General features: G+C 68.4%; 6 protein-coding genes. 3 read left to right on the top strand and 3 right to left on the bottom strand.

What is annotated here, in order from left to right; genetic code table 11:
* Positions 1–18: 18 nt before the first annotated feature.
* Positions 19–1797 carry a hypothetical protein gene (locus GNX95_RS32170; protein WP_163511423.1) on the top strand — a complete coding sequence of 593 codons (1779 nt, stop codon included), beginning with the start codon at positions 19–21 and terminating at the stop codon, positions 1795–1797.
* Positions 1798–1805: 8 nt separating this feature from the next.
* Here GNX95_RS32170 and cydC read toward each other — a convergent pair whose 3' ends face one another.
* The 3 genes from cydC to GNX95_RS32155 are packed head-to-tail and all read right to left on the bottom strand — an operon-like array spanning position 1806 to position 7526.
* The gene (gene cydC, locus GNX95_RS32165) at positions 1806–5063 is read right to left on the bottom strand and encodes a thiol reductant ABC exporter subunit CydC (RefSeq protein WP_163511422.1); all 3258 of its coding nucleotides are present in this window, start codon (positions 5061–5063) and stop codon (positions 1806–1808) included.
* Positions 5060–6046, bottom strand: a complete 987-nt coding sequence (gene cydB / locus GNX95_RS32160; RefSeq protein ID WP_163511421.1) for a cytochrome d ubiquinol oxidase subunit II — start codon at positions 6044–6046, stop codon at positions 5060–5062. The genes cydC and cydB overlap by 4 nt, the downstream gene beginning before the upstream one ends.
* Positions 6047–6056: 10 nt before the next feature.
* The gene (locus GNX95_RS32155; RefSeq protein ID WP_163511420.1) at positions 6057–7526 is read right to left on the bottom strand and encodes a cytochrome ubiquinol oxidase subunit I; all 1470 of its coding nucleotides are present in this window, start codon (positions 7524–7526) and stop codon (positions 6057–6059) included.
* 498 nt (positions 7527–8024) lie between these two features.
* On the opposite strand from GNX95_RS32155, the gene mfd reads away from it, so the two are divergent.
* Both mfd and GNX95_RS32145 read left to right on the top strand, forming a co-directional pair.
* On the top strand, positions 8025–11639 hold the full coding sequence (gene mfd / locus GNX95_RS32150; protein ID WP_163511419.1) for a transcription-repair coupling factor: 3615 nt from the start codon (positions 8025–8027) through the stop codon (positions 11637–11639).
* A 159-nt stretch (positions 11640–11798) separates the two neighbouring features.
* Complete coding sequence (locus GNX95_RS32145) at positions 11799–13676, top strand: hypothetical protein (protein WP_246281830.1); 1878 nt, start codon at positions 11799–11801, stop codon at positions 13674–13676.
* The last annotated feature ends 16 nt before the right edge of the window (positions 13677–13692 follow it).

Genomic DNA, 13692 nt, shown 5'->3' with positions numbered 1-13692 from the left:
ACCACTAGCCTTTCTGGCATGGCCGACGGGGTGACCTTAGTCAAGACGCCGGAAGTGCGCCCGGAAGACGACAAATCCGCTCCGCGGCAGTGGGTCAGGCAGCGGATCGACGTTCTGGTCTGTGTCGCGTACGTGCTGTGCGCCGGCTATCTGACCGCCGGCCTGTGGCAGGGCGGACCGGACAACCGTACGCTGTCGGTCAACCCCAACGACCAGATCCTGATCGAATGGTTCATGGCCAGGGCCAGCCGCTTCTGGGTCGGCGACTTCAGCCTGGTGACCGACCGGCTCAACGCGCCGGAAGGCATCAACCTGATGTCCAATGCCGCGCACATCCTGCACGGCATCCTGCTGGCGCCGGTGATCGCGGTCGCCGGTGTGGCGACCGCTTTCGCGTTGTGTGTCGCGCTCAACCTCGCTGGCACGGCGATCGGCTGGTTTTTCCTTTTCTCGCGCGTGTCGCGCATCGGCTGGATGTCGGCCGCGGTCGGCGCGGCGGTCTGCGGTTTCGGGCCGGCGATGATCACCCAGTCCAACAGTCATCTGCACATCACGGCCCAATGGCTGGTGCCGCCGATCATCTATTGTGTCGTACGAATTTTCCGCGGTCAGCGTCCGCTGATCACCGGTGTCGTGCTCGGCGTGCTGGTCGCTTCGCAGGCGTTTCTCGGTGAGGAGATCCTGTTCCTGGCCGCGCTGTCGCTGGTCGTCTTTTCCTTGGCGTATGCGGCATTCCGTCGCAACGACGTGCGCAAGGCACTGCCGGATCTGGTGCGCGGTCTCAGCGTCGCGATGGCGGTCGGCGCGCTGTTGTTGGCCTATCCGCTGACCATCCAGTTCGCCGGTCCGCAGGCCGTCCGGCATCTGGAGTGGTCGGTCGCGTACGTCGCGGATTTGCGGTCGTACGTCGCGTTTCCGCCGCTGTCGGTCGCCGGTGGCGGCCTGCCGGCGCCATACGACGTGGGCAAGCTCGCGCTCGGACCGACGGAGTACAACACGTTTCTCGGCTGGCCGCTGGTGCTGCTGGTGGCGGTGCTTGTCGGCTGGCTGTGGCGGCGGCGCGGCGGTGTGGTGCCAGCGGTCGCGGTGACCGGCATTGTGATGGTGCTGCTGTCTTTTGGTCCACGGCTGGTGATCGACGGCCACAACACCGGCATCTGGATGCCGTACGAGTTGATCAAGGGGTTGCCGGCCGTCGACGGCGCATTGCCGACGCGTTACGCGATCGTTTTGCTGCCGTTGATCGGTTTGTTGGTGGCACTGGCGTTGGATCGTACGTTTGAAGGACGATTTACGACGGTCGCCGTGCCGGTGGCGGTGACCGTGGCGTTGATTCCGCTCGTGCCGTTGCCGCTGCCGACCGCCGCGCGCCAGCCGGTGCCGACGTATTTCGCGTCCGGTGACTGGCAGCAGTGCGCGGCGCCCGGCCAGACGATCGTGACCGTACCGCTGCCGGAGCCGGGCGATCCGCTCGCGATGCGTTGGGCCGCGGCGACCGATACGCGGTTTGCCTTGCCACAAGGGTTTTTCGTCGGTCCCTATGGTGCGCACGGCACGGCGGCATTCGGTGTCTATCCGACCTCGACCTCGCAGTTGCTGACCAAGGTCCGCAAGTCCGGCGTGGTGCCACCGATCGGTGCGAAGGAACGCACGCAGGCGGAAAGGGACCTGCGTTACTGGAAATCGTCGTGTGTCGTGCTCGGTCCCGATCCGCGGCAGGCCGAGCTGCGCGCGGCGTTGCAGGCACTTTTCGGTCCTGGCAAACCGGTCGATGATGTGTGGGTCTGGAAACTCTAGGACAGGCCCTAGACGTTGACGAGCTGGCCGAGGCTGATCTCGCGGTCGCAGATCGTCGCGTATCGCCGGTCGTGAGTCACCAGCACGACGATCTTTTCGGCCAGTGCACCGCGAAGATCGCTGATCAACGCATCGGCCGTCTCGCGGTCGAGGTGCGCGGTCGGCTCGTCGAGCAACACGATCTCGGCCTTTCGCAGGAGTGCCCTGGCGACGGCGACGCGATGCCGTTCGCCGCCGGAGAGCGCGACTCCGCCGGCTCCGACCTCGGTGTCCAGGCCGTTCGGCAGCTGAGCGAGCAGTTTTCCGAGGCCGACGCGGTGCAGGACGCCGGTCAGCTCGTCGTCGGTCGGCGGCGCGTCCGGATCGGCTCCGAGCAGCAGGTTTGCCCGTACGCTCGCGGAAAACAGCGTCGCCTCCTGCGGACACCAGCTGGTCCGTTCGCGGATCGCCTCGGCCGACAGCGTGGCCGTGTCCACATCGGACAGCAGACAGCGACCGCCGGCCGGGCGCAGGAATCCGAGCAACACGGCCAGGATCGTGGACTTGCCGGCGCCGGACGGTCCGGTGACCGCCAGCCACTGTCCAGTGTGGACGGTCGCGCTGACCGGTCCGGCCGACCAGCCGTCGAGCCGTGGCCAGCTGGCGCGTACGCCGTCCAGCTCCAGCGTTTCGACGCTGACTGGCGGTTTTCCGGTGCGCGTCGGCTGGTCGTCAATGTGCAGCGCGTTGCTTGTCCGTACGACGCAGGACCACAACGCGGATGCCTGGCGCGCGGCCGGGATCAGTGCCTGGAAGGTTTCGGCCAACGCCAGTGGCGCCAAGGCGAGGACGCTGACCGCGATCGGCGAGAGGCTGCCCGCGGACACGGCGGCTATGCCGGTCAACAGACCGACGACCGAGGTCGCTCCGCAGCCGGCCACCACCAGACCGCCAGCCAGTCCGTCGGCCCAGGCACTGCGTCGGGTGGCGGCGGCGAGTTTCGCGTCCATTTCGGCGATCCGTGCGACCCAGGTGGCGACCATGCCATGCGCGCGCAGGTCCGGCGCGGCCGGCAGAGCGACGGCGAGCGCGCCGGCAAGCTCACGGCGACCGGCGGTCGTCCGGTCGCTGGCATGCCGGTCGGTCCACCACGCTGCCAGCGGCACGGCGATCGTCGTCGCGATCAGCGGCGCGGCCATCCATCGGGCGTACGAAGGCAAAATCGCGATCGCGGCGACGATCACGGCGATGGATGCCAATGGTGGCAACACAACTCGCAGCAGTCCGGCGGTGAGGGCGTCGATATCGGTGACAAGGCGGCGCATCGGCGTGCCGTCACGCAGGTCGCGCTTGCGCATCGGCGCGGCCGCGAGCGCGCGCCAGAGCCGGTCGCGGATCGCGGTTGTCAGCCGCAGCACGGCATCGTGGCCAGACAGCCGCTCGGCATATCGCAAGATTGCTCGCGACAGGCCGAAGAACCGGACGCCGACGATCGCGACCATCAACATCAGCACCGGCGGATGCTGCGCGGCTCGCGCGATCAGCCACGCCGAGGTGGCCGTCAAGCCGACACCGGCCGCGAGGGCCAGCGCACCGAGGACGGTCACCGCGAGCAACCTGCCGGCATACGGCCGCAGGATCGGCAAAAGCTCGCGGACGTGCCGGCTTTCCGGTGCCTCGGCCGCGATCCGCGTACGCGTGACGGCTGGTGCCGCTTCGGTCGTGTCGGCGTCGATGCCGACGGACGGACCGCCGGCGAGCCGGATGACGCGGTCGGCGGCGGCGAGGAGATTTTCATCGTGTGAGGCGACAACGACCGCGACGTCAGGACCGAATCCGCGCAGCAGCAGCTCCACATTGGCGCGAGCGTTGCCATCCAGATGCGCGGTTGGCTCATCGAGGACCACCGCCTTGGCGCCGGTGCGCACACGTACGAGCACGCGCGCCAACGCCACGCGGCGCAACTCGCCGGGACTCAGCTCGGCCGGATGCGCGTCGGCGAGATGGCTGATATCGAGGTCTTCTAACACATCCAACACCGGAGCGGGCCCAAGCGCGGCGGCCGCGACCTCGGCGCCGACGGTTTCCTCGGTCGTACGCGGATGTTGCGCCGCGTACGCTCGATTCTCCGGCAGCCAGAGCCGGCCGCTCACCTCGGCGCCATCGCCGTCCCAAGCGCCGGAAAGCAGCGCGAGCAGCGTCGACTTGCCGCAGCCGCTCGGACCGGCGACGCCGACGATTTCTCCTGGCCGGATGACCAGATCCAGATCGGAAAGCGCCGGCACGGACCGATCCGGCCATCGTACGGTCAAACCGCTGGCCGTCCAGCCGTCATCGGTTTGGCGATCGGCGGGCGGGGCGGCGTCGATCAGCTCACCGCTGCGGCGTAACGCTTCCAGGCCGCCGGCGGACGAATGGTAGGCGGCACCGAGCGCACGCAACGGCAGATAGCACTCCGGCGCCAACACCAGCACCAACAGGCCGGTTTCCAACGACATCCGGCCGCCGATCAATCGGAGTCCGATTGTCACGGCGACGAGCGCCACCGACAGCATCGCGATCAGTTCGAGCACCAGCGCGGAAAGAAACGCGACGCGCAGACTTTCCAACGTACGCTGGCGATGCCGCTCGCCGATCCGCGCCAGCGCGCGGCCATGGTCGGCGGCGCGGCCGAGCCCGACCAGCACCGGCAGGCCGGCGGCCAGCTCGACGACGTGGTCGGCGAGCCGTGCCAACGCGTCGACGGCGGCTGCCGTGCGACCCTGCGTGAACCGGCCGACCAGCACCATGAAAAGCGGCACCAGTGGCAGTGTGAGGCCGACGATCAACGCCGACGGCCAGTCGATCCACAGCAACCAGGCCACAACCACCGGCGGACCGACCGCCGCCGACAACAGCGCCGGAAGATACGCGGTGAACCAGTCGTCGAGATCGTCCAGGCCGCTGGTCAGCAACGCCACCACGCTGCCGACCGGTCCGGATCCCGGCCGGGCCAGCGCGGCTTGTGCGGCGCGCGCACGGATTTCCTCCTTGGTGCCGGCCGCGGCGCGGCGAGCCAACACCGAGGCCGACCAGGTCAGCGTCATGCGTACGCCAACAGCCGCAAGGAAAACCGCGACCGGTGCCGGCTCCAGCGGGCCACCGGCGGCGATTGTGGCGACAGCGTTGGAAATCGCCACCGCGACGACGATCGTCGCCACTGCCTGCGCCACCGCGAGGACGGTCAGCCAGGCCGCCGCGATCCTGGCCGTACGCGACAGCCGAGGCGCGTCACCGAGCGGGCTCAATGCGCACCATCCGGGATGTGCGTGTCACCGATGCGGCGCCGGAAAACCCAGTAGGTCCAGGCCTGGTATGCCAACACCAGCGGCAGGCCGAAAGCCGCCAGCCAGGTCATCACGGTCAGCGGATACGGTGACGCGCTGGCAGTGGCGACGGTGAGGCTCCAGTGGGTGTCCACTGTGGACGGCAACACGACCGGAAACTGCGCGACAAAAGCGGATGCCAGCGTCGCCACCAGAAAACCGCCGAGTAACAGGAAAGCCAGGCCTTCGCGCCGCCGCCAGGCGGCCAGCCAGGCGAGCAGTCCGGCCGCGATGCCGATGCCCCAGACCAGCCAGGTGACGGTGTCGTTTGGCAGCCAGCCGGAGAAAATCGCCAGCGGCAGCAGTGCCAGCGGAGCGAAGAGCGTGATGCGCACCGCGCGGCGCCGGACAGCTCCGTCGGTTTTCAGTGCCAGGAAAGCAGATCCGTGCAGCAGCGCGAATCCGACAAAGCCGATGGCGCCGACCATCGCCGGCCAGCTGAAGACCGCGAACGGGCCTCCGACGCGGTTTCCGGCGCTGTCCAACGGAAGTCCGGTGAGCGTGGTCGTCAGCGCGTATCCGATGCCGAGACAGGGGACCAGCGATCCGGTGCAGATCGCCGCCGTCCACCACCGCCGCCACCGCGGACTGTCGAGCTGGCCGCGATATTCGAACGCCACACCGCGGACGATCAGGCCGAGCAGGACCAGGACCAGCGGCAGGTACAGCGCGGAGAGCCACGCGGCGTACCAGCGGGGGAAGGCCGCGAAGGTGGCGCCGACCGCGGTGATCAGCCAGACCTCGTTGCCGTCCCAGACCGGTCCGATCGTGTTGATGAGGACGCGCTTCTGCCGCTCGTTTTCCGGCAGGAACGGCAACAGCATGCCGACGCCGAAGTCGAAACCCTCCAGGAAGAAGAAGCCGATCCAGAGGACCGCGATGACGATGAACCAGAACTCCGCCATGGCTCCTGCCCTAGTACGCGAAACTGAGTACGTCGCGGACCGAGTGCCGGTCGTCTTCGTCCGGCTTTTCCTGGTACGGCGCCAAACCGCGCCGCACGAGTCGCGCCAGCAAGGTCAGCTCGATGACCGCCAGCAGCGCGTACACGCTGGTCAGCGCGATCACCGACACCAGCAACTCGGTCGCCGTCACGCCGGGCGACATCGCCTGCACGGTGTACATGAACACGCCGTCGATGCCGCTCGGATTCGGGGCGACCACGAACGGTTGGCGGCCCATCTCGGTGAAGATCCAGCCGGCGATGTTGGCCAGGAACGGTGTCGCGACGCTGGCGAGCGCGGCGCGGCCGAGCCATTTCGACCGCGGCATGCGGCCCTTCCTGGTCAGCCACAACGCGACCGCGCTCAGCCCGGCGGCGATCGCGCCGAAGCCGATCATCAGCCGGAAACCCCAGTAGGTGACCGGCAGGATCGGACTGTAGTCGATCGGTTTTCCGGCGTACCGGCCAAAACTCGGCTTGTCGGGATAGCGGTCGCCGTAGCGTTGCTCGTACTGCGTCTGCAACTGCTCGACGCCGCGCACCTCGCTGGTCAGGTCGCCGTGCGCGAGAAACGACAGCAGAAACGGCACGGTCAGCGACTTCACCGACTCGCACTCCGGCCGCGCCACGTCGCCGATCGCGAAGACCGAGAACGACGCCGGTTTTTCGGTGTGGCACAGTGCTTCCGCCGAGGCCATCTTCATCGGCTGTTGCTCGAACATCAGTTTCGCCTGCGTGTCACCGGAAATCGCGAGCGCCGCGAAGGCCGCCATCGACAGATAGGCGCCGGAGCGCAGCGACCGCCGCCAGGTCGGATGCTCGTCTTTTCGCAGGTGCCACCAGGAAACGCCGACCAACACCGAGCCGGCCACCGCGAGCGAGCCGGCGATCGTGTGCGCCATCGTGACCAGTGCGGTGTTGTTGGTGAGTACGGCCCAGATGCTGGTCATCCGCACCTGTCCAGCGACGAACTCCACGCCGACCGGATGCTGCATCCACGAGTTGGCGCACAGAATGAAATACGCCGAGGCGACCGAGCCGAGCACCGCCGTCCACAGACACGCGAGCCGTACCCGCTCGGACAACCGCCCGGCGCCGAAGATCCACAGGCCGAGGAAGGTCGACTCCAGGAAGAACGCCAGCAACGCCTCCATCGCCAACGGCGCACCGAACACGTCGCCGACGAACCGGCTGTATTCGCTCCAGGCCAGGCCAAACTGGAACTCCTGCACCAGCCCGGTCACCACTCCCATGGCGAAGTTGACCAGGAAGATCTTCGACCAGAACGCCACCATCAGCCGGTAGTGGTCCTTGCCGGTGCGCAGGTAGGCGGTCTGCATCGTGGCCACCACCAGCCCGAGGCCGATGGTCAGCGGCACCATCAGGAAGTGGTAGACGGTCGTGATCCCGAACTGCCAGCGCGCGATGTCGATCGCATCCATGTGCCGACCTCCTCGTCCTTCTACAAAGCGTAGAACCACATCTTCTACGATCGGTAGAACTTGCCCGGAGGCGCTGGTCACACCCGCTCATGCGGGCTAAATGTCCGATTCTGAAAACGATCATGGAGATCTCGTGGCATGACAACGATGGAACGGCGCGAGACCTCCATGATCGTTTAGCGAACCGGACATTTCGCCCCCGGTTGTGGGACGGGTTGCTTCCAGAACGGGGGCTGGCTTGCTCGTTCTCCCCGTCGGCGGGCGCAGCCAACCAACCACCCACCCAACGCGACGAGGGTGAGCCCCGCGCCCATCTCGACGGCAGCCCATCTCGACGGCAGCCCTCGCACCGACCGCACCACAGACGCCGCAGGGAGTCCCTGCGGCCATCCGCTCGACGGCGGGAATGTCGTACGGACTGGGTAGGCTCTTGGTCATCACCCCCTGTCGACCGCGGCCGGGGGCCTTTGTGCGTGCCAATGTGGAGGCGGGAAATCCATGGCCGGATCGCTCACCGGCGTCCTCGACGCGCTGCTCACCGAAGGAGCGCTGGCCGAGGCCGTCCAGGCGGCCGAGAACAAGACCACCGAGGTGTCGCTGACCGCGCCGGCGGTCGCGGCACCGTACGCGATCGCCGCGTTGGCGGCGACCAACGACCGTAACGGCGCTGGCAAGCCGGTGCTCGCCGTCACCGCGACCGGCCGCGAGGCCGACGACCTGGCCGCCGCGCTCGGCGAGCTGCTGCCGGCCGACCAGGTCGTCTCGTATCCGGCCTGGGAGACGCTGCCGCACGAGCGGCTGTCGCCGCGCGCCGACACCATCGGCCGCCGGCTGGCGGTGCTGCGCCGCCTCAAGCATCCGAGCCACGACGATCCGACGACCGGGCCGATCAGCGTCGTCTGCGCGCCGATCCTCTCAGTGCTGCAGCCGCAGCCGGCCGGCCTTGCCGACCTGATGCCGGTGCAGCTGCGCCAGGGCGAGGAGGCCGACCTCGAGGACGTCGTCGAGCGGCTGTCCGCGATCGCGTACGCGCGCGTCGATCTGGTCGGCAAGCGTGGCGAGTTCGCCGTGCGCGGCGGCATCCTCGACGTGTTTCCGCCGACCGAGGAGCACCCCATCCGGGTCGAGTTCTGGGGTGACGAGGTCGAGGAGATCCGTTACTTCGCGGTCGCCGACCAGCGAAGCCTGGAGGTCGCGACGCACGGCCTGTGGGCTCCGCCGTGTCGCGAGCTGCTGCTGACGCCGGAGGTACGCGCGAAGGCCGCCGAGCTGGCGCAGGAGCATCCGGCGCTGGCCGAGATGCTCGACAAGGTGGCAGAAGGCATCCCGGTCGACGGCATGGAGTCGCTGACACCGGCGCTGATCGGCTCGGACAACCTCCGGCTCGTGTTGCACGAGATGCCGGCCGACACACACGTCGTGCTGGTCGAGCCGGAGCGCATCCGGCGCCGCGCGCGCGACCTGGTGGCGACCAGCGAGGAGTTCCTGCAGGCGTCCTGGGCCGCCGCGGCGACCGGGGGAGAGGCGCCGATCGACCTCGGCGCGGCCGCCTTCCACAACCTCCAGGACGTACGCGCGACGGCGATCCAGCTCGGCATGCCGTGGTGGTCGGTCAGCCCGTTCGCCGAGGCGCCGACCGAGGTCAAGACCGACGACCTCGATGACGACGACGCGTACGACGTCGCGATCCCGACGATCGCCGACATCGATGACACGGCGACGGTGTTGACGCTGCCGACGCATCCGGTCGAGCCGTATCACGGCGAGATCGAGCGCGCGGTCGCCGACATCCACGGCCGCTCCACCGACGGCTGGCGGCAGGTGCTCGTCTTCCCCGGTCACGGTCCGGCCAAGCGCGCGGTCGAGGTGCTCGGCGAGCAGGAGATCGGCGCCAGGCTGGTCGCCGCGATCACCGAGCCGCCGCGCGCCGGCGAGGTGCTGGTCACCACCGGCGCGATCGACCGCGGCATGCTCGACGACCAGGTCAGGCTGGCCGTCCTCGGCGAGGCCGACCTGACCGGCGCGCGGACCGGCACCGCCAGCCGCACCAACCGGATGCCGTCGCGCCGCCGCAACGCGGTCGATCTTTTGCAGCTGCAGCCGGGCGATTACGTCGTACACGAGCAGCACGGCGTCGGTCGATACGTCGAGATGATCCGCCGGACGATCGGCGGCGCCGAGCGCGAATACCTGGTGTTGGAGTACGCGCCGAGCAAGCGCGGCCAGCCCGGCGACCGGCTGTTCATGCCGACCGACGCGCTCGATCAGCTGACCCGCTACGTCGGCGGCGAGGCGCCGAGCCTGCACCGGCTCGGCGGCGCCGACTGGCAGAAAGCCAAGGGACGAGCGCGAAAAGCGGTCAAGGAGATCGCCGCCGAGCTGATCCGGCTGTACGCGGCGCGCACGGCCACCGAGGGGCACGCGTTCGCGCCCGACACCCCGTGGCAGCGCGAGCTGGAAGACGCCTTTCCGTACGCGGAAACTCCCGACCAGCTGGCCGCCATCGAGGAAGTCAAGGCGGACATGGAAAAGCCATTCCCGATGGACCGCGTCATCTGCGGCGACGTCGGCTATGGCAAGACCGAGATTGCCGTACGCGCCGCGTTCAAGGCCGTGCAGGACGGAAAACAGGTCGCGATCCTGGTGCCGACCACCCTGCTCGCCCGCCAGCACTTCGCCACGTTTTCCGAGCGGCTGGCGCAGTTTCCGGTGACCGTCAAGCAGCTTTCCCGTTTCCAGACCGACGCCGAGGCGCGCGAGGTGCTCGACGGGCTGGCCGACGGCAGCGTCGACATCGTCGTCGGCACGCACCGGCTGCTGCAGAACAGCACGCGCTTCAAGCACCTCGGACTGGCCATTGTGGACGAGGAGCAGCGTTTTGGCGTGGAACACAAGGAACATCTCAAGCAGATGCGCACGTCCATCGACGTGCTGACGCTTTCCGCGACGCCGATTCCGCGAACGCTGGAAATGAGCCTGACCGGCATCCGGGAGATGTCCACGATCCTCACGCCGCCGGAGGAGCGCCATCCGGTGCTGACCTACGTCGGCGCGTACGAGGACAAGCAGGTGGCCGCGGCGATCCGCCGCGAGCTGCTGCGCGACGGCCAGGTTTTCTATCTGCACAACAGGGTCGAGTCGATCGAGCGTGCCGCCGCGCGCGTACGCGAGCTGGTCCCGGAGGCCCGCGTCGCGGTCGCGCACGGCCAGATGCACGAGGACGTGCTCGAGCGGGTGATGGTCGGATTCTGGGAAAAGGAATTCGACGTGCTCGTCTCGACCACGATCGTCGAGTCGGGACTGGACATTCCCAATGCCAACACACTGGTGGTGGAGCGCGCCGACACCTTCGGCCTGAGCCAGCTGCACCAGATCCGCGGCCGGGTCGGCCGCAGCCGCGAGCGCGCGTACGCGTATTTCCTTTATCCACCGGAGAAACCGCTCACCGAGACGGCACACGACCGGCTCGCCACGATCGCGCAGAACACCGACCTGGGCGCCGGCATGGCGGTGGCGATGAAGGACCTGGAGATCCGCGGCGCCGGCAACCTGCTCGGCGGCGAGCAGTCCGGCCACGTCGCCAACATCGGCTTCGACCTGTACGTGCGGCTGGTCGGCGAGGCGGTCCAGGAGTTCAAGGGCGACAAGGAGGTCGAGCAGGCCGAGGTCAAGGTCGACCTGCCGGTGACCGCGCACCTGCCGCACGAGTACGTGCCGGCCGAGCGGCTGCGGATGGAGACCTATCGCAAGCTCGCGTCCGTACAGAGCGACGAGGAGCTGCAGGCGCTGCGCGAGGAGGTCGTCGACCGCTATGGACCGATGCCGGATCCGGTGCAGAACCTGTTCGCCGTCGCGGCGTTCCGGCAGCTGGCACGCGCCGCCGGTCTCACCGACGTTTCCGCGCAAGGCCGAACGATCCGATTCTCGCCGTGGCCGCTGCCGGAGTCCAAGGTGATGCGGTTGCAGCGGCTTTATCCGGGAACGGCGTACAAACAGACGGTCAACACCGTCTCGATCCCGCAGCCCACCACGGCACGAGTCGGTGGCACGCCGTTGCGTGACGTTGCTTTGCTGGACTGGGCCGCCAAGGTGCTGTCGGCGGTGACCGGGTAGAGACCTGCGGACCGGCACGAGTTGATCGATCGATATCGTTCGTCACGTATTTGTGCCAGCTCAGCGCGCGTCCCCCTCAGGGACGTGCGCGGGCTGGCTAGGCTGCCAGTCGAGGCTGAAAGTAAAGAACGACTGAACCGCAAGGGGGCTCGGAGAGACATGTCGACGCAGTATCCCGGCGGCGCTGGCCAGGGACACGGTGCGCCACCGCCGGGTTACCCGCCGCAGCCCGGTTATCCGGCACCGCCCGGACAGCCGGGTTACCCACCGCCACCACCTCCGGGTTACCCGCCGGCGCCGCAGCCGGGTTATCCACCGGTGCCAGGTCAGCCGGCGTACCCGCCACCACCGGGCCAGCCGGGTTATCCGCCGCCTGGACCGCCGCCGGGCCAGCCGGGTTATCCGCCGCCGCCTCCGGGCCAGCAGCCGTTCCCGCCGCCACCGCTGCCGGGACAGCCGCCACAGCCTGGCCAGCCGCAGCAGCAGCCGAAAGAGCCGCCGGCGCCGATCCCGCCAGGCGCGCCGCCTGGCAGCGGTGACCTCACCGACACGCTCCTGCGCAACGACTGGTGGGAGGACGGGATGCTGGCCGAGGCCGCCATCCCGGTCTACGACGTGCCGTTCGTCAGCGTCGGCGGTGGCATCGGCTCCTTCGTCACGGTCGACTACCTGCGGGTCGCCGGCGTGCCGACCAACCAGATGAAGGTGCTGACCAACCTCGACTTTCCGTGGCAGACCTACGAATACCTGACCCGCGTCTCGCAGATCCCGCGGCCGGAGCGGATCCGGTCGGACTCGGCGTCCCGGCCGGACAACATCTGGGGCTTCCCGTCGTACGCGCTGGAGGAGGCCTGGAAGGACAAGAGCCCGCGCGCGCTGTGGCAGGTGCTGGTCGAGCCGGTCTGGGACGACTTCTACACGCCGCGCGCCGGCATGGTCTTCGAGAACATGGAGCGCGAGTTCAAGCGGATCAACTTCCGCGACATGATCGTCAAGGGTCAGGTCCGGATGATCCGCCGCCGCCGCGGCGGTGGTTACTTCGTGATCCTGACGCCGCCGGAAGGTGCCTCGCAGACCAAGCGCATCGCCTTCCGCGCGCGCCACGTCCACATGGCGATCGGCTATCCGGGCCTGCGCTTCCTGCCTGACCTGCAGGAGTTCCGCACCAAGAGCGGCGACTTCACGCACGTGGTCAACGCGTACGAGCCGCACGAGCACGTCTACGACTTCCTCCGCACGCGTCCCGGCACGGTGGTCGTACGCGGCGGCGGCATCGTGGCCTCGCGGGTGCTGCAGCGGCTGATGGACGACCGCAAGAAGTACAACCTGGAAACCCGGATCGTGCACATCTTCCGCACGTTCATCTCCGGGTCGCACGGCAAGAACATCTTCAACCGCCGCAAAGGCAGCAACGGCTTCGCCTACCAGGGCTTCAACTACCCGAAGTCGGTGTGGGGTGGCCAGCTGAAGGCCAAGGTGCGCAAGTCCGAAGGTGCCGACCGCGCGCGTCTCTACAAGGAGATGGGTGGCACCAACACGCCGTGGCGACGGTCCTGGCAGAGGCAGATGCGCGAGGGCCGCCAGGGTGGCTGGTACGTGACGATGGCCGGCCAGGTCCGCGAGGTCACCGCGCACACCGACGGCACGCTGGTCAGCCGGGTCGAGACCCCGCAGGGGGTGGTGGACGTGCCGGCGCACTACATCATCGACTGCACCGGCCTGGAGGCCGACATCGCCGAGCACCGCGTCATCAAGGACCTGCTCGACCACGGCGGCGCCGGACGCAACCCGGTCGGCAGGCTGGACGTGGAGCGCGACTTCGAGGTTCGTGGTGCGCGCAGCGGCGACGGCGTGCTCTATGCCTCCGGCACCGCGACGCTCGGCGGCTACTTCCCCGGTGTGGACACCTTCCTGGGGTTGCAGATCGCCGCGCAGGAGATCGCCGACTCGCTCGCGCGACACCGGTTCTGCAAGAAGATCGGTCCGATCAGGTCCACGGTCGGCTGGTTCAAGTGGCTGTTCAACAGCGCGCCATAGACAGGTAGGAGTCGTA

The organism is Fodinicola acaciae (genome assembly GCF_010993745.1).
Taxonomy (GTDB): Bacteria; Actinomycetota; Actinomycetes; order Mycobacteriales; family HKI-0501; genus Fodinicola; species Fodinicola acaciae.
The sequence above is the reverse complement of the archived record's forward strand: the minus strand, read 5'-3'. Positions and strand labels throughout refer to the sequence as shown.

Excerpts from the sequence above, each read along its gene's own strand:
- GNX95_RS32170 (WP_163511423.1), top strand. The coding sequence starts at position 19 with ATGGCCGACGGGGTGACCTTAGTCAAGACGCCGGAAGTGCGCCCGGAA.
- cydB (WP_163511421.1), bottom strand. The coding sequence starts at position 6,046 with ATGGCGGAGTTCTGGTTCATCGTCATCGCGGTCCTCTGGATCGGCTTC.
- GNX95_RS32155 (WP_163511420.1), bottom strand. The coding sequence starts at position 7,526 with ATGGATGCGATCGACATCGCGCGCTGGCAGTTCGGGATCACGACCGTC.
- mfd (WP_163511419.1), top strand. The coding sequence starts at position 8,025 with ATGGCCGGATCGCTCACCGGCGTCCTCGACGCGCTGCTCACCGAAGGA.
- GNX95_RS32145 (WP_246281830.1), top strand. The coding sequence starts at position 11,799 with ATGTCGACGCAGTATCCCGGCGGCGCTGGCCAGGGACACGGTGCGCCA.